Annotated in this window: 14 protein-coding genes; 9 read left to right on the forward strand and 5 right to left on the reverse strand. The window is 65.4% G+C overall.

The window, feature by feature from the left end; all coding sequences use genetic code 11:
• Nucleotide 1: 1 nt before the first annotated feature.
• Together LFL96_RS07550 and LFL96_RS07555 are read left to right on the forward strand one after the other, a co-directional pair.
• A complete protein-coding gene (locus tag LFL96_RS07550) occupies nt 2-289 on the forward strand; it encodes a PAAR domain-containing protein (RefSeq protein WP_280999741.1) in 288 nt (95 codons plus the stop codon).
• Nucleotides 289-1,353 (forward strand): sel1 repeat family protein, encoded by a 1,065-nt coding sequence (locus tag LFL96_RS07555; protein ID WP_348638417.1) that lies wholly within the window; start codon nt 289-291, stop codon nt 1,351-1,353. Before LFL96_RS07550 ends, LFL96_RS07555 begins: the two co-directional genes overlap by 1 nt.
• A gap of 70 nt (nt 1,354-1,423) precedes the next feature.
• Here LFL96_RS07555 and LFL96_RS07560 read toward each other — a convergent pair whose 3' ends face one another.
• Both LFL96_RS07560 and LFL96_RS07565 read right to left on the reverse strand, forming a co-directional pair.
• The gene (locus LFL96_RS07560) at nt 1,424-2,224 is read right to left on the reverse strand and encodes a hypothetical protein (RefSeq protein WP_280999743.1); all 801 of its coding nucleotides are present in this window, start codon (nt 2,222-2,224) and stop codon (nt 1,424-1,426) included.
• A gap of 269 nt (nt 2,225-2,493) precedes the next feature.
• Nucleotides 2,494-3,093: a TetR/AcrR family transcriptional regulator gene (locus tag LFL96_RS07565; protein WP_280999746.1), complete on the reverse strand. Its 600-nt coding sequence runs from the start codon at nt 3,091-3,093 to the stop codon at nt 2,494-2,496.
• A gap of 196 nt (nt 3,094-3,289) precedes the next feature.
• On the opposite strand from LFL96_RS07565, the gene LFL96_RS07570 reads away from it, so the two are divergent.
• Entirely contained in the window at nt 3,290-4,141 is an 852-nt protein-coding gene (locus LFL96_RS07570) for an NAD(P)-dependent oxidoreductase (protein ID WP_281000609.1), read from the forward strand.
• Nucleotides 4,142-4,156: 15 nt separating this feature from the next.
• On the opposite strand, the gene LFL96_RS07575 is transcribed toward LFL96_RS07570, so the two are convergent.
• Together LFL96_RS07575 and LFL96_RS07580 are read right to left on the reverse strand one after the other, a co-directional pair.
• Complete coding sequence (locus tag LFL96_RS07575; protein WP_280999748.1) at nt 4,157-4,831, reverse strand: glutathione S-transferase family protein; 675 nt, start codon at nt 4,829-4,831, stop codon at nt 4,157-4,159.
• Nucleotides 4,832-4,994: 163 nt separating this feature from the next.
• Nucleotides 4,995-6,176 carry a CocE/NonD family hydrolase gene (locus tag LFL96_RS07580; RefSeq protein WP_280999750.1) on the reverse strand — a complete coding sequence of 394 codons (1,182 nt, stop codon included), beginning with the start codon at nt 6,174-6,176 and terminating at the stop codon, nt 4,995-4,997.
• Nucleotides 6,177-6,372: 196 nt separating this feature from the next.
• Here LFL96_RS07580 and LFL96_RS07585 point away from each other — a divergent pair, with 196 nt between their 5' ends.
• The 3 genes from LFL96_RS07585 (at nt 6,373) to LFL96_RS07595 (ending at nt 7,518) form a co-directional block, all read left to right on the forward strand.
• Complete coding sequence (locus tag LFL96_RS07585) at nt 6,373-6,855, forward strand: DUF2778 domain-containing protein (protein WP_281000611.1); 483 nt, start codon at nt 6,373-6,375, stop codon at nt 6,853-6,855.
• Complete coding sequence (locus LFL96_RS07590) at nt 6,852-7,133, forward strand: hypothetical protein (protein ID WP_280999752.1); 282 nt, start codon at nt 6,852-6,854, stop codon at nt 7,131-7,133. Before LFL96_RS07585 ends, LFL96_RS07590 begins: the two co-directional genes overlap by 4 nt.
• A gap of 175 nt (nt 7,134-7,308) precedes the next feature.
• Nucleotides 7,309-7,518 (forward strand): hypothetical protein, encoded by a 210-nt coding sequence (locus LFL96_RS07595; protein WP_280999754.1) that lies wholly within the window; start codon nt 7,309-7,311, stop codon nt 7,516-7,518.
• 32 nt (nt 7,519-7,550) lie between these two features.
• Here LFL96_RS07595 and LFL96_RS07600 read toward each other — a convergent pair whose 3' ends face one another.
• Nucleotides 7,551-9,992, reverse strand: coding sequence for an FUSC family membrane protein (locus LFL96_RS07600; protein ID WP_280999755.1), 2,442 nt, complete (start codon nt 9,990-9,992; stop codon nt 7,551-7,553).
• A gap of 219 nt (nt 9,993-10,211) precedes the next feature.
• Between LFL96_RS07600 and recC the strand changes: the two genes are divergently transcribed.
• Genes recC through recD form a run of 3 tightly spaced genes read left to right on the forward strand, consistent with a single transcriptional unit; the run spans nt 10,212 to nt 19,395 of the window.
• Entirely contained in the window at nt 10,212-13,598 is a 3,387-nt protein-coding gene (recC, locus tag LFL96_RS07605) for an exodeoxyribonuclease V subunit gamma (protein ID WP_280999756.1), read from the forward strand.
• On the forward strand, nt 13,595-17,374 hold the full coding sequence (gene recB / locus LFL96_RS07610; RefSeq protein ID WP_280999757.1) for an exodeoxyribonuclease V subunit beta: 3,780 nt from the start codon (nt 13,595-13,597) through the stop codon (nt 17,372-17,374). Before recC ends, recB begins: the two co-directional genes overlap by 4 nt.
• On the forward strand, nt 17,371-19,395 hold the full coding sequence (gene recD / locus LFL96_RS07615) for an exodeoxyribonuclease V subunit alpha (RefSeq protein WP_280999758.1): 2,025 nt from the start codon (nt 17,371-17,373) through the stop codon (nt 19,393-19,395). Before recB ends, recD begins: the two co-directional genes overlap by 4 nt.
• Nucleotides 19,396-19,410 lie beyond the last annotated feature (15 nt).

Raw genomic sequence — 19,410 nt, forward strand, 5'->3', positions numbered from 1 at the left:
GATGAAACGCTACATGATCCTGACCGGCGACAAGACGACGGCTAACGGCACGGTACTCGCCCAGTCGACGTCGCTCGGTTTGAACGATAAAAACATCGCGCATGAAAACGATGAAGTTTCGTGTCCGGCATGTCACTCGACAGGCAAGATCCAATGCGACGGTCCGCGCATTCCGATGACGGGACCCGATGGTCGTCATGTCGCGCTGAGCGACGATCTGTGCATCTGCAAATGCAATCCACCGCCGAAGCTTGTCGCTTCCCAGCAGGCGATGTCGGTGGATGCTTGATGGCTGATAGATTGATCAGGGGCGGGCAGGGCAGGCGTCGTCTGGCTATTTCGCTCGCTCTGCTTGTTTGCGGGTGCACGCAAAAAGAAGCTGCGACAGCCCAGTTGCCTGACTTGAGCGCCGTACGCGCCAATCTCGCATTTACGTGTACCCACGAATCCGATCATCTTCCGCCACTCAAGGCAGAACCTGACAGCCTATTCCGATATGCTCGTTATCTGCAGAAGAGGTCTGGACCGAAGGACTTTGACGATATCCTTCGCTATTACAGAATCGCAGCGGCGAACGGCCACTATAAAGCGAATGAGAACGCGCAGTTGCTGATCTCGCAGGGCCTTGCCCTCTCACCTGAAGGTGCAAGGGAAGCCGTTGATCTGGCCACGCAGTTGGTTGCGGAAGGCGTGCCCGGCGGGTACTACGATATTGGTTACTACCTCGAGACAGGTTACGGTCTTAAGCAAAACGAAGTCGTATCCTTGCGATATTTCCGCAAAGCGGCCGATTTGGGAAATCCTGATGCGCAATATCGTATCGGTGAGTTGCTTGCACCGATCGATAACGCGCCGGCGATTGCGAAGCAGATGCGTCAGTGTGCGGCAGATCAGGGTTACGGCAAAGCCGCAAAGATGCTAGCGCTCGACCTGCAGGTCGACGGTTTTTATGCAAACTCAGTTAGAGCGTTCCAGAAGGGAGTCGAGGCAGGCGACTTGCAATCGGCCTCGTTCCTAGAAAACGGCTTCAACGGTGTTCCGCAAAGCAATCGCCTTTACTATCTAGCGCTACCAGAAGACTCCGAGCGTGTGCGGCGTTATAGCCTTATCGGCGATTTTTTGAGTCGCCGAGAAAATCAAAATCCCAAGCTCCCCGACATCGACAAGATCGTTCCGCTGCCGCCTGCAAAGCTGCCGCCATGGGACGGCACATTCCAATGGCAAAAAGAACAGGACACAGCGACGCCGCCGCCCAAGCCCTCCGACGAACTCATCAACGAACTGGCAAAGGCAAAAGATCTCGATCCGGCAACCGGCTTGCAGCTAAAGACTAACTCCGGTGCAACGCCTTAAGCATCAGCTCGCCATGTCGCTGAAAAAACTCGCCCGTTTTTCTTGCGTTCGTTCACGTTCCATCTAGCATCTAAAAGCCGCAAGGGTTGCTTTTAGTAAGTCGCGTCAGCACCGCCGTTGGTGCAATTTCCCCTGAACGCGGCTCGTTCAGGTACATCGTATTGACAGTTGGGCAATGAGCATCGACATAGTTGCCAAGGCCACGCAGATCGGCTTCACTGATCGACGTACCGCCGTGCGCAACGCAATAGTCATGTTCTGTTTCAGCCAAGCAGACCTGATGGTTCCAGGCCGCACGCTGGAACCTCATGCCACCTTCCTGCGTTTGTTCGAGGTCAGCCAGATTGGCGCACGGAGAACCCGAGCGAAACGTAAACGAAAGACGGGTCCCAATATCGTCATTCGTTTGGCCAGCGTAGCCGATGAACGACGTGGTCATGCCGCCACCGACCGGATGCGCCGCAGGCAGCGCGTGAGAGATGTCTTCTTTGGTGATACACGCGTACACCTGCAACGAAGTAAATTTCAGATCGGCTTCGGTAGTGTTCTGCATCCGAAAACGATCAGAGCACCGAATGATGTGATCAACCGAGTACTGAATCGACGGAGGGTCAACGCCAGGCGGCAGCGCCGCGCTCCATCTCGCGTCGGCGAAATGGGTATGCGTGTACCAGCTTTTGTCATCGGCAAAGACTGTTGTTCGGATAACCTGCCTAGGACGCCAATCGCCGCGGCAGTCGGGCGGCATCGGGATCCCGTCGCCTGTCCGAGACTGGAAGCCGACGCCGAGCACACGCATCGTCGCGTCGACGTCGAACATCGAGCCAGAATCGGCCACAGTAGCTAGCCTTTTCACGAAGCGGTCAATCATCAATGTCCGACTATCACCGGATGAGTCTGGCGAGGGGGTTCCGTTATCCGTGTCGCCAGAAGAATTGAGCGTGTGCGACGCGCTCCCAGCTTGCGAACGAGGCTCATGCACGCTGTTCGAGCATGCGCATAGCAGCATTGCTGCTATCAAAAACATTGCGAAAAATCGCATCGTCGAAGGCTGTGGGATGTTTGGTTGCGGCTGATAATATCAGCCTGCGTGGTCGATCGCATCGGCGTTCGAGAGACACAACTTAGCGCTCGCCGTTTTCACCGCAAAATCCCCTCAATCCCCGCCGCCGCCGCCCGCGCCACCTTCACCAACCGCGCCTCTCCCATCCCCTCACGAGCGTTCGCCGACAAACCCGACATCACCGTCGACACAAGATCCGTGACAACCCCCGCGACCTTCGGATGCGTCGCCGCAACAAACGTCTTAACCTGCGCGCGCCGGCCTTCCGCGGTCCGCCGCGCCAGCAATGCGCTCTCGCTGTCGCCGTGCCCACGCGCCGCTTCAAGCACGAGACACCCCGGACGTTCCGGGTCGCGCGCATAGGTCCGGGCAGCGCGCACGAGCAATTCGCCAAGCGCTTCAGCCGGCGCCCGTCCCGCTCGCAGCACATCACCCAACGGAATCTCGGTCTGCGCGTAGCGTTCCAGGACGCGTTCGAAGAAAGCCGCCTTGCTGCCGAACGCCATGTAAAAGCTGGGCGGCTTGATACCGAGCGCTTCCGTCAGCGCACTCAGCCCCACACCGTCGTAACCCGACGCATGGAACAGACGTTGCCCGACTTCCAGCGCCGCATCGGGATCGAAGGCGCGAGGACGTCCCCGTCCAGGTCTTGCTCCAGAATTTAATGTAGTGGGCACTATAAAAATCCATTGCGTTGTCGTGACCTGAAATATATAGTGACCACTACTTTAATTCAATGGATCTTTGACGATCCGACGCATAGTGCGCGCCGTACGGCGAAATTCGGGTCCGCGGCCACGCAGGAGTGCGTCATGAATGCACAAAGAAACCCGCAACGGGTCATGTAGAAGGCCACCCATAAGGAACACGCATATGAAAATCGGCATGATTGGTCTCGGCGCAATGGGCCGGGCGATGGCGCGTAATCTCGTGCAGGCGGGTCACACAGTAAGCGCATGGAACCGCTCGGGCGGTTCGGTCGACGGCGTGACGATGATCGCATCGCCGGTCGACGCGTTCCAGTGCGACGCGGTTCTCACGATGCTCTCCGACGACCGCGCAATCCGCTCCGTGCTGCTCGATGCCGGCGTGCTGAAGCATGCGAAGCCGGGCCTTGTGCACGTCGTCACGTCGACGATATCCGTGGCGTTCGCACGGGAACTCGTCGCGTTGCATGACGCGGCGGGGATCGACTATGTGTCGGCGCCGGTGCTCGGGCGACCGGACGTCGCGGACAAGGGCGAGCTCAACGTGCTGGCCGGCGGCGCGCCGCACGCGGTGGACAAGGTGCGTCCGTTGTTCGACGCGATCGGCAAACGCGTGTGGGAGATGGGCGCCGACGCGCACGCCGCGAACGCCGGCAAGATCGCCTGCAACATGATGATCACGATGGCGATCGAGGCGATGGCGGAAGCCGTGGTGTTGACCGAAGCGAACGGACTGACCCGCGAGCGGTTCTTCGACCTGATCCTGAACACCTTGTTCGGCAGCCGTTCGTATCAGATCTACTCGGCGAATATTGCCGCCGGTAACTATGAGCCCGGTTTCAAGGCGTCGCTGGGTTTGAAGGACGTCGGTCTTGCGGCCGAGGCGGCGAAAGAGGCGGGACGTACGCTACGGATGCTCTCGGCCGTGCACGCGCAGATGGCGGCGACCGTCGCGGCAGGCATGGGCGAGCGGGACTGGTCGGCCATGGCAGCCTTGACGATCGAATCAAAAGATTGAACGTGACGCAGAGCTTCACCGTCCCACGCCGCCCGATGACCGACTGTTGAAAAGCGCAAGCTGAGCGTCGAATGCACGATTGTACGCGGGCCGACCTTCACCACGAGCAACATAGGCGGCAAGGTTCGGACTTTCGTCGAGCAATCCCGACGCTCTCAACCTCAGCAGCACCGACACCATCAACAGATCGCCCGCGCTGAAAGCACCGTCGAGCCATTCGGCGTCGCCGAGTCGATCGGCAAGTTCGCCCAGTCTGCCGCGGATGCGGTCCTCGACCATCGGCAGGCGTTGCGCGTACCAGGGCTGGTCGCGCTCCTGGAATTTGACGGTCTGGAGATCGAGTATCGGCGGCTCGACGGTGTTGAGCGCGGCGAACATCCACGTGACCGCGCGGGCCCTTGCGTGCGGATCGTCCGGTAGCAGACCCGTGCGCGTGTTCGCGAGATGGAACACGATCGCGCCCGATTCGAACAGGGTCAGCCCGTTCTCCTCGTAAGTCGGAATCTGTCCAAACGGATGCCGCGCGCGATGCGCGGGTTGCTTCATCGCGTCGAACGAAACCAGCTGAACCTCGTAGGGCTGACCCGCCTCTTCGAGCGCCCAGCGCACGCGCATGTCGCGCGCCAGACCCTTGCCACGATCCGGCGAACGTTCGAACACGGTAATGACGGGAGGCAGGGACGCGGCCATGCTGGTTTCTCCTGGGTCGCCTAGGTCATCGGGCGCGGGACGCAAGTCGCCGCGCACACATTGACTCGACGTTCGAGGCCGGGCTGAATCGACATTCGTCTGCGACTTTTTTTGCAGCAGCGCGCTAAACGTGTCGAATCGCGTGCATCCGTTCAGCTTCGACTCATTGCCCCGGCGCTGCGACGGTCGCCGTTTTCTTCAGCGCTGCGTCGCCTTGGGGTGATGGCATCGCCGAGTCGACCAGTTGATCGTCGATCGCATACAACCGGCAACCGATGCCGTTGACTTCCGTGCAGAAATTCATCGCTTTCGTTTGAGCGTCCTTACCCGTCGCGAACCCATTGTGACCGTTCGGCGCGATCGCGATCGCGCGACCCGCACGCGGGTCCGCATGCAGAAAATGCTCCATGCCGGCGCCGATGCCCGGATTGACGTCGCGATACGGCACGATGTCGATGTTGTCGATCGCCACGGTCTTGCCCTGATGCGGGTCGGCATAGCGGATACGCCAGTTCAGACCCAGCGACTCGAAGAAACGGCCGACTGGCGGCAACCAGATGCGCTCGCCCGCGTAGTGGTGAAAGATCATGTGCGAGTTGCCGTCGGCGGCGACGCCTTCGTCGACATACTGCGTGTTGGGATTGCCTTCGCGATAGGCATCGAAGAAACGTCGCGACAGTTCGCCGTTGCCCCAGTACGAATCGTTGTCGCCGTACAGGAAAATTGCCGGCACGGTCGAGCGGCTGCCGAACTCGCGATAGTCGCGCACGAGCGACTCCTGCCAGCCCGTGCATTTGTCGTCGCGCATGCCGCCCGCGATATTGACGATGCCGAGTACACCGGGCAGGTTGCGTTCGCCGAGCGCGATTGTCGTGATGCCGCCTTGCGATTGTCCGATCACCACGATGTGCGTGCTGTCGACGTAAGGCAGCGTGCGCGCGTAGCCGATCGCGGCCTCGACGCTGTTCGCCCAGTGCCGTGCGGCGTCGGCCACGTTGCAGTTATCCGAGACGTACCTGCCGCCGGACGTGCCGAAGCCTTCGCGCGTCGGCACGATCACCGCGTAGCCGCGGCGCACGAATTCGAGCGACTGGCCATAGAACGATTCGTCGTTCTGGAAGGCTGCATTGCCTGGCGACTTGCCGTGATTGATGACGACAAGCGGAAACGGTCCGTCGCCCGGTGGCGTGTAGATGCGCGCGGTCAGATTGACGGCGAACAGGCCGGCGCGCAGCGGCACCTGGACTGTTTCGTCGCGCATGCCGGCGGCGTGCGCGACGTGGCTAAGGGTGGAGAGCAGGGTGGAGAGCGCGGCAGCCAGGAGTGTGCGGCGGATTGTTTTCATTTTTGTGGGGCGGCGTATTGTTAGAACCGAATGCGTTGCGTGTTTGCAAGCCCGAACCAGTGGGTCAATGCTGTCGCTTTTGGTACTAATTCGTTAACCAATCTTTACAGACTCCTGTGTTCTGAGTGATAGCGTTTTGATCCCGCTTCTGGTCATGCGGGAAAAACGACAAGTCAACTTTGCTCGGGTACACATAATGCCAGTCGTCTGCTTTTTCACGCTTAACTCGCAACAGATGTCCGCTTTATTTTGCCCAGGCTTTGGCGTTGTACCGGCGTTTTCCGGTAAGGACAGGTACGTCAATGATCCCGGGGCGACGGACGTGGCGGGCAAAGGCCCGTTGCCTGTTGGAACATACTATATTGTCGATCGCCAGAGTGGCGGCCGCCTCGGCAAACTGGAAGATGAACTGCGCAACCTGATATCGGGTACACGCCGGGATGAATGGTTCGCTCTTTATCGCAGCGATGGCGTGATAGATGACTACACGGTCGTCAACGGGGTGCGTCGCGGAAATTTCCGCATTCACCCGGTGGGTTATTGGGGTGAAAGCGATGGCTGTATAACGGTATCCAATCCGGAGGTTTTCAAGCGTCTGCGGGCGTGGATCAGGCGGCAGAAGACGGCGAAGATCCCCGGTACGCAAATGGACTATTACGCAAAGGTCGTGGTTAGATGAAACGGGCATTTATCTCCCTCGGGTTCGCCTTAGTACTTACGCTTCCGCTATCCATCGCCATTGGCCGAAACCCATGGTTCGCCGATTGGATGGCAAGCGGCAACGGCTGGCACGCGTTCGAGCCGTTGCTTCGACTATGCGGCGCGGTTGGCGTAGAAGATGATGAGAACATCGTCATCAACGTCATTCTTATCGTCAGCTTTGCGTTATCGTTGGTGCTGGTCGGACTCGCGCGACGAATTGCCGGCCGTTACAAAAGCGGGCGAGGCGCGCGCTAGCGCGGTACTCGTGTCTAAGTCATGCGATCCTCACGCGGCACGCGGCACGCGGCATGCGATCCCTCACAACGACCCATCCCCACCGCAAACCGCAAGCCTCCCGCAAGCTCACCCAGCGTAGAATGCCGCCTTCCCCGACACTAACCGCGATCCGTTCGCGAACCGAGTCCGCCTCATGAACAAACCGCCGCGCAAGAAGAACCCGACCCTCGGCATCGCCATCTTCATCGTGGTCGCGGTATCGCTGGTGATTGCCACGCTGCTCTACAACGCCATCACCGAGAAGCGCGAGTTCGACAGTCAGAACGCGCCGGCGCCGTCGATCTCATCGGACGCGGCCGCCGCGGCCGCCGTCGCGAAACCGGCGAGCGGCGCCGCGCAGTAAACGCCAACCGTCTGGCGCGGCATCGCGTCGCATCACTCTTCCGGCAGCCGGATCACGCTCGCGTCCTTGCGAATCAGCGCCGCTGCCGACAGCATCTGCTTGCACTGATGCGCGAGCAGCTTCATGTCGTGCACGGCATCGGCCGAATATTCCGCCGACTTCTCCGTATCGACCACCATCGCATCCAGTTCGCGGTTCAGCAGCTTGATCTGCTCGCCTTGATCGGCGGGCGGCGCGCTGCCCGCTTCGGCCTCGGTCAGATTGTCGCGGATCGCGCTCAGCGCGCGCTGCAGCGGCTGTAGCGACACGCCGTCGGTCTGCTGATTGGCCGACGTGCGCAACAGCGGCGCCGCCGCCGAGATCTGCGAGGCGAGCACGTGGCTGCGCACCAGCAGCCCGTTCAGTTCCGGCACGAACTTCTGCGCGGACCGCGGCTCGAGCATCATGCGCTGGAACGCCTGCCCCAGATTCGCAAACGCGACGTGCACGTTCTTGCGCGCGAGCCGGTAGCGGTAATCGCGGTCGAGCGCCACGGCCGCGGCGCTCGCGGCGGCGGATGCGCCGGCGGCCGGTTTGGCGGCGGTCGGGTTGCTGACGGTGGTCGTGCCGGCATCGGCCGCCACATTTAGCGTAGTAGCCGCATTAGCCCCATTAACCCCAGCAGCCGCGCCCGCGGTCTCCAGCGCCGCATCCGCCATCGCGGCCGCCGGTGCGCGCGCGCCGGCTTCGGTCACGGTCGCCGCCACCGCGGCGGCGGGTTTGCCGCTCCACCACCAGCTTGCCTCCAGATACTGCCGCGTGGCGCCGATCATGTTGTTGACGAGCTTGCCCATCAAGCGATATTCCCAGTACGGGAACAGATGGCTCGCCGCGATCGCGATCGCGCAGCCGACCACGGTGTCGATCGCGCGTTCGCCGATGATGCGCATGCTGCCCGGCGCCAGCAGATGGAACATCAGCAGCACATACGACGACGTGAACACCACGCTCGCGGTGTAATTGAACAGCAGCAGGCTGTAGCTCATCACCATCGACGCGAACATCACCACCATCAGGATGTGCGGATCCTTCACGAAGATCATCAGCGCGATACTGACCGCGCAGCCGATCAGCGTGCCGACGATCCGCTGACCGTTGCGCTGCTTGGTCAGCGAATACCCGGGCTTCAGGATGATGACGGTCGTCATCACGATCCAGTACGCGTTGGTGAGGGGCAGCAGGCGGCCGAGCCAGAAACCGACCGCCACCGCGATCGTCACGCGCAGCGCGTGGCGGAAACTCGGCGAGGCCATGGTCAGGTTCGAGAAGATCTGCCCGAACGGCACGCGCCGGCTCGATACGAAACGGTTGAGCGCCTGGTCCAGCCGCAGTTCGGTCTCGCCGGTACTCGGGTCGCTCGACAGGCTCTTGCGCATCTTGTCGATCAGCCGCGTGGCGCTCCAGATGCGCCGGAAGTTCGCCGACACCGCCGAATACGCCTCGGGATTCTTGCTCGGCAGCTCGTGCTTGCGCATCAACTCGATCTCGAACTCGATCGCGCGCAGTTCGGCCTTCACGTTCGAACGCTTGCGCGGCGGATGATTCTGCAGCACCGCGAGCCCGATCTCTTCGAGATCCGCGGCCGCCTTGCGGATCAGGTCACGGTAGAACACCAGCAGATCCGACCCGCCGAACGTGCTGCGCACCAGCGAATAGTCCGTGTGCGCGCCGACGAACAGCTCGTGCAGGTCGACGGTGTTGATGAACAGATTGAACAGCATCGCGCGGCGCGGTTCGAGCTTGCCGCTCTTGAGCTTCGGCAGGTTGCGCAGCACGATGTCGCGCGCGGCGTCCTGACGGTCCACCGCGGCGATCTGCCGGTCGACCAGGTTGCGGTAGCACTCGTCGAGATCGTTATCGAGGTCGTAGAAGGCGGCGCGCGCGAGCAGATAGTCGGCGCACGCGAACACGCTTTCCGCGAGCGCCTGCTGTTCGATGCGATGCATCATCCAGCGGCTCACGAAGGTCGACCAGTACGTGTACCAGAGTCCGCCCACCAGAATCCACGACGCGTTGACGAGCGCCTGCATTGGCGTGAAATGCTCCTCCAGCGTCATGATCATCATGAACAGCGTGGCGAAGCTGATCTGCGGCCAGCGGTTGCCGTACACCACGATCAGCGAGAGCACGAAGGTGAGCGGCACCACCGTGCACCACAGCGCCACCGGATTCACCGTGGCGAGCCCGGTGGCGAGCGCGGACAGAAAGCCGATCACCGTGCAGGCGAGCATCTCGTTGTGCTTGTACTTCAGCGGGCCGGGCATGTCGACCACGCACGCACCGAGCGCGCCGGTCGCGATCGTGAAGCCGAGGTCGCGATCGTGAAACACGATCAGACACAGAATGGCCGGTAACGACACGCCGACCGCGATGCGCAGGCCGCCATAAAAGTACTGGCTGTAGAGGAATTTTTTTATCTCAACCGAATAGCGCATCGACTGCCTGGATTCCACTTGCTGAGAACACCGCGGTTGAAGGGACCATCAGGGACGAGGGACAGACTCGAACTGCCGACGAGTCTAACTGATTTTGACGGGGTTTCGACCTAGGCCATTCGGCCAGGTTCTGCTCGGATGGCGCGTTTGCTATGCTGTCGCTTCCATGACCGGCGCGCCTTGCGGGCGCGGCTCGCGTCGACCGTTTCCCCAGGATCCATGCTCCAGCTTTTCTATTCGAACCGCTATGAAACCCTCGTCGGCGCGCTGCTCGACGACCTGGCCAGCGCACCGTCCGATCCCTGGACCGCGCAACCGGTCATCGTCCCCAGCGCGGCCGTGAGGCGGCGGCTCGAACTCGACATCGCCGCGCGTCGTGGCATCTGCGCGAATGTCAACTTTGGTTATCTCGCGCAGTGGCTGTGGGCGCAGATCGGCGGCGTGATCAAAGTGCCGAAGCACTCGCCGTTCGCGCCCGACCGGCTCGTATGGCGCTGCTACCGCCTGCTCGGCGACGCCGGCGAGGCGCTGCCGTGGAACGCGTCGCCGCGTCTGCGTACGTACCTCGATGCGGCGGATGCGTCGATGCGCTACGAACTGGCGCGGCGCGTCGCCACCGTGCTCGATCACTATCTGACCTATCGTCCCGAATGGCTGCGGCAGTGGCAGAAGGGCGGGTCGATCTTCGCGAGCGGCGCGGCGGACGATACCGGTCCGCGGCTGGCCGGCGCAAGCGAAGCGGCGCGCGAAGACGAGCGCTGGCAAGCCGCGCTGTGGCGCGCGGTGCTCGCCGAACTCACGGAAACGCTGGACACCTCCGCCGCCACGACGGCCGCCGCGTTGCCGCCCGCGTACCGGTTCCTGGAAGACATCGGCACGCTGGATCTCGAAGCCATTTCGAACGCACGCTGGCCCGAGGCCGTGAGCGTGTTCGCGCTGCCGACCATGCCGCCGCTGCACGTCGCGCTGCTGCGCGCGCTGTCGCGCTGGATCGACGTGCGTCTGTACGTGATGAATCCGTGCCGCGAGTTCTGGTTCGACGTGGTGAGCGCCGGCCGCGTCGAAGCGCTCGACGCGGCCGGCCAGCTCGACTATCAGCAGGTCGGTCATCCGTTGCTCGCCGAGTGGGGGCGTCAGACCCAGGCGCAGTTGCACATGCTGCACGAGTTGACCGAAAGCGCCGCGTCGGCGGAGACCGGCGACTTCACGGAGAATCCCGAACCGAGCTGGCTCGCGGCGGTGCAGAACGGCATTCTCGATCTGCGCGCGGAAGCGGAGGCCGACGAGTGGCCGGTCGAGCGCGGCATCGAAGTGCACGTCTGTCATAGCCTGTCGCGGCAACTGGAAGTGCTGCACGACCGTCTGCTCGGCTGGTTCGACGAGTTCGACGATCTGCAGCCGTCGGGCGTGCTGGTGGCGGTGTCCGACCTTGCCGCCGCCGGTCCGTTGATCGACGCGGTGTTCGGCACCACGCCCACCGGCGACACGCGCCGCATTCCGTATCGGATCACTGGCTTGCCGCCGTCGCAGGCCAATCCGGTCGCGCGTCTGCTGCTCGACTGGCTGGCCTTGCCGGAGCGCAGCGTGGGCGCGCCGGATCTGATCGAGTGGCTGCGCGTCGATGCGATCGCCGCGCGTTACGAGATCGACGCCGCGTCGCTCGAAGCCGCGCAGGAATGGCTCGCGGCGGCCGGCGCGCGGCGCGGTCTCGCGCCGGTTCCGCCGAGCGGCGAGCACGTGCCGGTCGCGCGTCACACGTTCGCGGATGCGCTCACGCGTCTCTATCTCGGCTACGCGATGCCCGAAGGCGGCGAACCGGTCGACGCGTGGTTGCCGGTGGAAGGCGCGGGCGGCTCGGACGCGGAACTGCTCGGCCGCCTGTCGCGTTTCGTCGACGACGTCGAGGCGTTCGCCGCGCAGTGCGCGATCGAACGCACACCGGTCGAATGGACGCAACTGCTGCTCGAAACGCTCGCGCAGAGTTTCGACGGCGGCGTCGAGTTCGCCGATTCGCTGGCCGCGGTGCGCGACGCGATCGACAAGATGGGCGACGCGATGCAGGCCGGCGCCCACGACGTGGCGCTGCCCGCTGCCGTGGTGCGCGGCGCGCTGACGGAAGCGCTCGACGACCCCGCGCGCGGCGGCGTGCCGTGGGGCAGCGTGACGTTCTCGTCGCTCACCAGCCTGCGCGGCCTGCCGTACCGGATCGTCTGCCTGCTCGGCATGGACGACGGCGTGCTGCCGAGCCTCGCGCGCGCCGACGAATTCGACCTGATGGCCGCGTTCGGCAAGGCCGGCGACCGGCAGCGCCGCGACGACGAGCGCAATCTGTTTCTCGACCTGCTGCTGGCGGCGCGCGATCAGCTCTTCATCGCGTACACCGGCCGCAGCATTCGCGACAACGCGCCGCTGCCGCCGGCCGCGCTGGTCGACGAATTGCTCGACCATCTCGCGCAGGTGTCGGCGGGCGAGGGCGCGAGTCCGCAGCAGGTGGAAAGTGCGCGGCATGCGTTTATCGTCGATCATCCTTTGCAGGCGTTCGCGTCGGACTACTTTGCCGCGCGCGGCGAACTGTTCAGCTACGACGCCGATCGCGCCGAACTGGCCACGCTGCTCGCCGCGCCGCAGCGGGCGGCCGCCGCGCCGTTCTTCGACCAGCCGTTGCCGGCCGAGGAAGTGCAGCCCGTTGCCTTCGACGAATTCGTGCGCTTCTGGCGGCATCCGGCGCGTTCGCTGCTGCGCGACCGCCTGGGCATCGTGCTGTCGGACGCGCAAGGCGAACTGCTCGACACCGAACCGTTCGACCTGGACTACGCCGGCCGCGATGCGCTGGCGGACCGTCTGCTGCCGGTCCTGCTCGACGTCGATGCCGACGACGACGTGATGGCCGAGCGCGTGCGCCGGCTCGCCGTGGCGAGCCCGGAGTTGCCGGGCGGCGCGACCGGCGCGGTCTGGCGTGCGCGCGAACTCAACGCGCTGCGCCAGCTTGCGGACAGCGTGCGGCGCGAAGTGGCGGCGGGCGTCGAACGTTTGCCGTTCGTGCTCGACATCGTGCCGCGCTGGCCCGATGGCCCCGACCTCGCCGGTGCGCTGTTCGGTCCGCACGACGCGACGCTGCGCGAGGATGCGCAAACGCCGCTGCAACTGCACGGCACCTTGAACCTGCTGACCGAAACGGGCCAGGTGATTTTCCGGTACGCCAAGCCCAGTGCACGCGACTATCTGTCCGCGTGGCTTGCGCATCTCGTCTATTGCGCGGTGCGCCCCGAAGGGCCGCGCCGCACCGTCTGGCACGGCAGCGGCGAGAGCTTCGAACTCGCGCCGGTCGCCGCGCCGCTCGACGAACTCGCGCCGCTGGCCGCGCTGTTCAGGGCAGGGCGCCGCCTGCCGCTGCGCTTCTTTCCGAAGAGCGCGTGGAGCCGGGTGAGCGAGAGCGAGTCGGCCGCGCAAGGCGTGTGGATCAACGACCGCGTGCGCGGCGAGTCCGACGACGCCGCATTGCGCATCGCGCTGCGCGGCACGCCACTCACGCTCGATGAACCGTTCGGCAGTCTCGCGTCGATCCTGTTCAAACCGTTGCTTCAGCATCTGCGGAGCGCGTCATGAGCGGCGCCGCGCACAACTACGCGCTGGTGGCCGAGGAGCTGGACGTATTCGGCTGCTCGCTCGACGGCGTGAACCAGATCGAGGCGTCGGCGGGCACCGGCAAGACGTGGAATATCTGCGCGCTGTACGTGCGTCTGCTGCTCGAAAAGAACCTGAACGCCGATCAGATTCTCGTCGTCACGTTCACCAAGGCGGCCACCGCCGAACTGCACGAACGCATTCGCGGCCGGCTCGCGGAACTGCATCGCGCGATCGAGCTGGACGACGACGGCGGCGACCCGTTTATCCGCCGGCTGTTCGACACCACGCTGGCGCCGGAGCGCGGGATCGCGCGCGACGCGGCGTTGAAGGTGGTGCGGCGCGCGCTGCGCACGTTCGACCAGGCGGCGATCCACACCATTCACGCGTTCTGCCAGCGCGCGCTGCAGGAAGCGCCGTTCGCCGCCGCGATGCCGTTCGCCTTCGAGATGGAAGCCGACGACGCCGCGCTGCGTTTCGAACTGGCCGCCGATTTCTGGCGCGAGCAGGTCGAACCGGTCGCGCATGCGCACCCCGCGTTTGCCGCGTGGCTGGTGGCCAAACGCGCCGGCCCCGCATCGTTCGACGAGCAACTCGCGCGGCGTCTGAAAAAGCCGTTGGCACAATTACGCTGGGGCGCGGTGGACGCGAGCGGCGGCCACGCCGATCCGCAGGCCGGTTTCGACGCCGCGTGCGAAGTCTGGCAGGCCGAACGCGATGCGATCGTGCGCCTGCTCGCCGACGCGCAGGAGCGCCTGAGCAAGACCACGCACAAGCCCGATCACGTGAGCGCCGCGATTGCCGCATGGAGCGATTATTTCGCGCAGGGCGATTGCCATGCGCCGCCACCGCGTGCTGCGCTGAAGCTCACGAAATCGGCGTTGAAAAAGGCCACCAAGGTCAAGTTCGAACCGCCCGAGCATCCGTTCTTCGAGCACGCGGAAGCGCTCGCGGCGGCCGTGGTCGCCGCCGAGGCCGCGCAACGCGCGCGCTGGCTCGCGCTCGTCGAGACCTGGCTCGACTACGCGCCCGACGAACTGGTGGCGCGCAAACGCACGCGCCGGGTCGTGTCGTTCGACGATCTGCTGTCGAACCTGTACCGCGCGCTGGCCGCGCATCCATGGCTTGCCGATGCGTTGCGCACGCGCTATCCGGCCGCGCTGATCGACGAGTTCCAGGACACCGATCCGCTGCAGTTCGCGATCTTCAGCCGCATCTTCGCGCCGGCCGGTCCGCTGTTTCTGGTCGGCGATCCGAAGCAGGCCATCTACAGTTTTCGCGCGGCGGATCTGCACACCTACCTGGCCGCGCGCAAGGCGGCGTCCGCGTGCTACACGCTGGCGGTCAATCAGCGCTCGACCGCGCCGATCGTCGCGGCGTGCAACCGTTTCTTCGAGGCGAATCCGCAGGCCTTCGTGCTCGACGGTCTCGACTACCAGCCGGTGCGCGCGGGCGAGCGGCGCCGCGCGCCGTTCGTCGATGCCGATCCTGATACGGGCGCGGGCGCGGGAGACTTCCGTGTCTGGACCTTGCCGCAAGGCGAAACCGCGCTGACCAAACGCGAAGCGCAGCGCGAGGCGAGCGAGGCGTGTGCCGCCGAGATCGTGCGTCTGCTGCGCGGCGCGCGCGAGGGCACGGTGACGATCGGCGACGCGCCGCTCGCGCCGGGCAACATCGCGGTGCTTGTGCAAACGCATAAGCAGGGCAGTCTGATCAAGCGCGTGCTGGCGGCGTGGGGCGTCGGCAGTGTCGAGCTGGCGCAGGCTTCGGTATTCGCCACGCTGGACGCCGAGCAGATCGAGCGCGTGCTGGCGGCAGTCGATACGCCCGGCGATCTGCGCCGTCTGCGCGCCGCGCTGGCCACCGACTGGCTGGGTCTCGACGCCGCCGCGCTGTGGCGTCTCGAACAGGTCACGGACGCCCCCGCACCCGCCGACGATCCCGCCCACGCCGCCGATGCGATGGGCTGGGTCGAGCGTTTCTCGCGCTATCGCACGCTGTGGCACGAGCGCGGCTTCGCGGTGATGTGGCGCACGCTGATGCGCGAGCTGCGCGTCGCGCAACGGCTTGTCGCCGGTCTCGACGGCGAGCGCCGGCTGACCAATGTGAACCATCTCGCCGAGCTGGTGCAGGCGCGCGCCGCGACCCAGCCCGGCATCGCGCCGACGCTGCGCTGGCTGGCCGCGCAACGCACGCAGGGCGGCGGCGAGGATGCGCAGTTGCGGCTCGAATCGGATCGCAATCTCGTGCAGATCGTGACCGTGCATAAATCGAAGGGGCTCGAATACGCAGTGGTGTTCTGCCCGTTCCTGAACGACGGCGCGTTGCGCGAACCGCCGTCGTCGGGGTTGCCCGATGCGCGCGAGTATCACGACGACGACGGCGCCGCGGTGCTGCATTACGGCTGCGACGATGACGAGGCCGAACGCGCGTCGCGCTACGCATCGCGCGAGCAGGCCGCCGAGCGCGCGCGGCTCGTGTACGTGGCGCTGACGCGCGCGGTGTATCGCTGCTATCTGGTCGCGGGCACCTATGTGTCGTCGCGGTCCACCAAGGAATCGCGCCGCAGCGTGCTGAACTGGCTCGCGGGCGGCGTCGCTCACGACTTCGACGACTGGCTCGCCGAGCCGCCCGACGAAGCTGCGCTGGCCGCGAGCTGGCAGGCGCTGGCGGGCGGTCCGCTGACCTTGCATCCGTTGCCCCGGGTGGAGCGCCGCGTGCCGTTGGAGAGCCTGCAGGATCGTGCCGAGCGTCTGCGGGCGCGTGCGGGCCGGCGGGCGCTGCGCGATCAGTGGCGCATGGCGAGCTTCAGCGGACTGATCGCGGCCGGCAGCAAGGCCGAGGAGCTGCATGCGGCGGCGGAAGAGGTGCGCCCTGATCACGATGAGATCGCGGACACGTTGAGAACGGCGGCGGTGGTCCCCGCGTCTTTGCCTGGGCCTGTGCCGGGACCTCTACCGGGATCGTTGCCTGCGCCGGCCGGTGCAGCGCCGGCGCCGGCATCGCCGGCAACCCACGCCGAGGACGACATCCTCGCGTTCCCGCGCGGCGCGGCGGCGGGCGAGTGCCTGCATCGCATGTTCGAGCTCGCGGATTTCAGCGAGCCGGCCACATGGTCCGACGCGATCCGCGGCGCGCTGCGCGAGCGGCCGGCGCCGGCCGCGCCCGAACTCGCCGCGCGCCTGCCCGCCATGATGCACAACCTGCTGACCGACATCGTCGGGACAGAGCTCGTGCCCGGCATGACGCTCGCGAAGCTGAACCCGGCGCGCCGGCTGAACGAACTGGAGTTTCTGTTCGCCGCGCCGTCGCTGGATTTTCCGGCGCTGCGCGCGTTGCTGATCGAACACGGCTATCCCGACGTCGCATTGGAGCCGGGCGTGTTGCGAGGCTTCGTCAAAGGATTCATCGACATGATCGTCGAGCACGACGGACGGTTCTGGGTGATCGACTGGAAGTCGAACCACCTCGGCGACAGCGTGGCCGATTACGCCGCCGCGCCGGTAGCGGCCGCGATGGAAAGTCACGCGTATCACCTGCAGGCCTTGTTGTACACGGTCGCGCTGCATCGCTATCTGAAGACGCGGGTGCGCGATTATGCGTACGACACGCATATCGGCGGCTATCTGTATCTGTTCGTGCGCGGCGTGCGTCCCACGTGGTGCGACGCGGGCGGGCCGGCGGGCGTGCACGTGCGGCGGCCCGCGTTCGAACTGGTGGCGCTGCTCGACGCCGCGATGATCGGAGCCGGCGCATGAGCACGTTCGACGACAACGCATCGCAGCCGCCGCGCATCGACGATATCGGCGTGACGCTGCCCGCGCCGGCCGATTTCAGCATTGCGCTCGCGGAGGGTTTCGCGCGCCGTATCGGCACGCTCGCGCGGCGCGGCGGGGCCACGACGGATGCGGTGAAATGGGCCGCTCGCGGCGCCTTCGCCGCGAGCCGCGCGACCGACGAGGGCCACGTGTGCGTGCCGCTGACGGTGCTCGCGCGCCGCTTCGACGCAACGAGTGCGGAAGTGCGCGCGGCCTTGTTCGCGAGCGGCATGGCGAGCGATGCGTCGCAAAGTTCGGCGGCGTTGCGGCCGCTAGTGATCGACGGGCAAGGGCGTTTGTACCTCGCGCGTTATTTCGATTACGAGCGGCGGCTGGCGCGTTCGCTGGTGATGCATGCGGGCGTCGGAGCGGCGAGCGGCGAGCCTGAAGGCGATGTGGATGCCAACGCCAACGCCAACGCCGCCTCGCTCAACGAGCGTCTGCTGCGGTACTTCGGTCCACCGAAAGACGACGAGGTCGACTGGCAGCGCGTCGCGGCCGTGATGGCCTTGTCCGGACACCTGACGATCGTCAGCGGCGGTCCAGGCACGGGCAAAACCACCACCGTGGTCGGCGTGCTCGCGTGTCTGCTGGATGCCCACGCCGATCTGCGCATCGCGCTCGCGGCGCCGACCGGCAAGGCCGCGCAGCGCATGCAGGAAGCGCTGCTCGCGCGCGCCGGCGACCTGCCGCCCGAACTGGCCGCGCGTTTGCCGCAGACCTCGTACACGCTGCATCGTCTGCTCGGGTCGGGGCCGGGCGGGCGCTTCCGGCATCATCGCGACAATCCGCTGCCGTACGACGTGGTGGTGATCGACGAGGCGTCGATGATCGACGTCGCGATGGCCGCGCATCTGCTCGACGCGATCGCGCCGCGCACGCGTCTGGTGATGCTCGGCGACAAGGATCAGCTGGCCGCGGTCGAAGCGGGCGCCGTGTTCGCCGAACTCAGCGCGCGGCCGTCGTTCACGGCGGCCGGCTTGCAGCGGATCGCCGACGCGCTGGGAATCGCGCGGACGCGTCTCGACCAGGCGTTGCCGGATGTGTCGCGCGGGGACGATGGATACGACGACGCGTTCTTCGCGCTGGACGCGTCGGACGACCCGGCGTCCGCATCCGGCGCCGCGAGTCCGCTCGCCGATCGCGTCGTCTGGCTCGAACGCAATTATCGTTTCGGCCTGGATTCGCCGATCGGCCGTCTGTCGCTGGCGATCCGCAGCGGTTCGGCGAACGCCGCGCTCGACGTCCTCGTGACCGATCCCGATACCGTGTGCGCGGCGGCGCTGCACGAAGACACGCACACCACGCTCGCGGAACGCACTGTCGCACGCCTCGCCGCGGGCTTCGCGCCCTACGCCGACGCGCTCGCCACGGCGCTTGCTGAAGACACTCCCGACCCGCTGCCGTTGTTCGACGCGCTGAACCGCTTCCGGATTCTGTGCGCGACGCGCTCCGGGCCACGCGGCGTCGATCAGGTGAACACGCTGATGGCCGCGCAGGTGCGCCGCGCGGCGGGCGTGACGTTGGCCGTGGGCGCGCACTGGTTCGCCGGCCGTCCGGTGATGGTGACGCGCAACGATTACGCGCTGGGGCTGTTCAACGGCGATATCGGCATTGCGTTGCCGGGCGCGGGCGGCGCCTTGCGCGTCTATTTCCGCACCGGCGACGGCAGTCTGCGCGCGGTGTCGCCGGCCGCGCTGCCGCCGCACGACACCGCGTTCGCGTTGACGGTGCACAAGTCGCAAGGCTCGGAGTTCGAGCACGCGGTGTTGATGTTGCCGGCGGTGTTCAGCCGCGTGTTGTCGCGCGAGCTGGTCTATACCGCGATCACGCGGGCGCGCGAGCGGGTTGAGGTGATCGGTGCGCGCGGCGTGCTGGCGCAGGCCATCGCCACGCCCACGCAGCGCGATTCAGGCCTCGCGGCGCGAATCGCGGAGGCGTGGCGAGGGGAAGAGCGATAGACGGCGGCGCTGCAT

The organism is Paraburkholderia sp. D15 (assembly GCF_029910215.1).
Classification (GTDB): Bacteria; Pseudomonadota; Gammaproteobacteria; order Burkholderiales; family Burkholderiaceae; genus Paraburkholderia.

Coding starts and splice junctions, on each gene's coding strand:
- LFL96_RS07550 (WP_280999741.1), top strand. CDS start 2: ATGAAACGCTACATGATCCTGACCGGCGACAAGACGACGGCTAACGGC.
- LFL96_RS07555 (WP_348638417.1), top strand. CDS start 289: ATGGCTGATAGATTGATCAGGGGCGGGCAGGGCAGGCGTCGTCTGGCT.
- LFL96_RS07560 (WP_280999743.1), bottom strand. CDS start 2,224: ATGATTGACCGCTTCGTGAAAAGGCTAGCTACTGTGGCCGATTCTGGC.
- LFL96_RS07570 (WP_281000609.1), top strand. CDS start 3,290: ATGAAAATCGGCATGATTGGTCTCGGCGCAATGGGCCGGGCGATGGCG.
- LFL96_RS07575 (WP_280999748.1), bottom strand. CDS start 4,831: ATGGCCGCGTCCCTGCCTCCCGTCATTACCGTGTTCGAACGTTCGCCG.
- LFL96_RS07580 (WP_280999750.1), bottom strand. CDS start 6,176: ATGAAAACAATCCGCCGCACACTCCTGGCTGCCGCGCTCTCCACCCTG.
- LFL96_RS07585 (WP_281000611.1), top strand. CDS start 6,373: ATGCCAGTCGTCTGCTTTTTCACGCTTAACTCGCAACAGATGTCCGCT.
- LFL96_RS07590 (WP_280999752.1), top strand. CDS start 6,852: ATGAAACGGGCATTTATCTCCCTCGGGTTCGCCTTAGTACTTACGCTT.
- LFL96_RS07595 (WP_280999754.1), top strand. CDS start 7,309: ATGAACAAACCGCCGCGCAAGAAGAACCCGACCCTCGGCATCGCCATC.
- LFL96_RS07600 (WP_280999755.1), bottom strand. CDS start 9,992: ATGCGCTATTCGGTTGAGATAAAAAAATTCCTCTACAGCCAGTACTTT.
- recC (WP_280999756.1), top strand. CDS start 10,212: ATGCTCCAGCTTTTCTATTCGAACCGCTATGAAACCCTCGTCGGCGCG.
- recB (WP_280999757.1), top strand. CDS start 13,595: ATGAGCGGCGCCGCGCACAACTACGCGCTGGTGGCCGAGGAGCTGGAC.
- recD (WP_280999758.1), top strand. CDS start 17,371: ATGAGCACGTTCGACGACAACGCATCGCAGCCGCCGCGCATCGACGAT.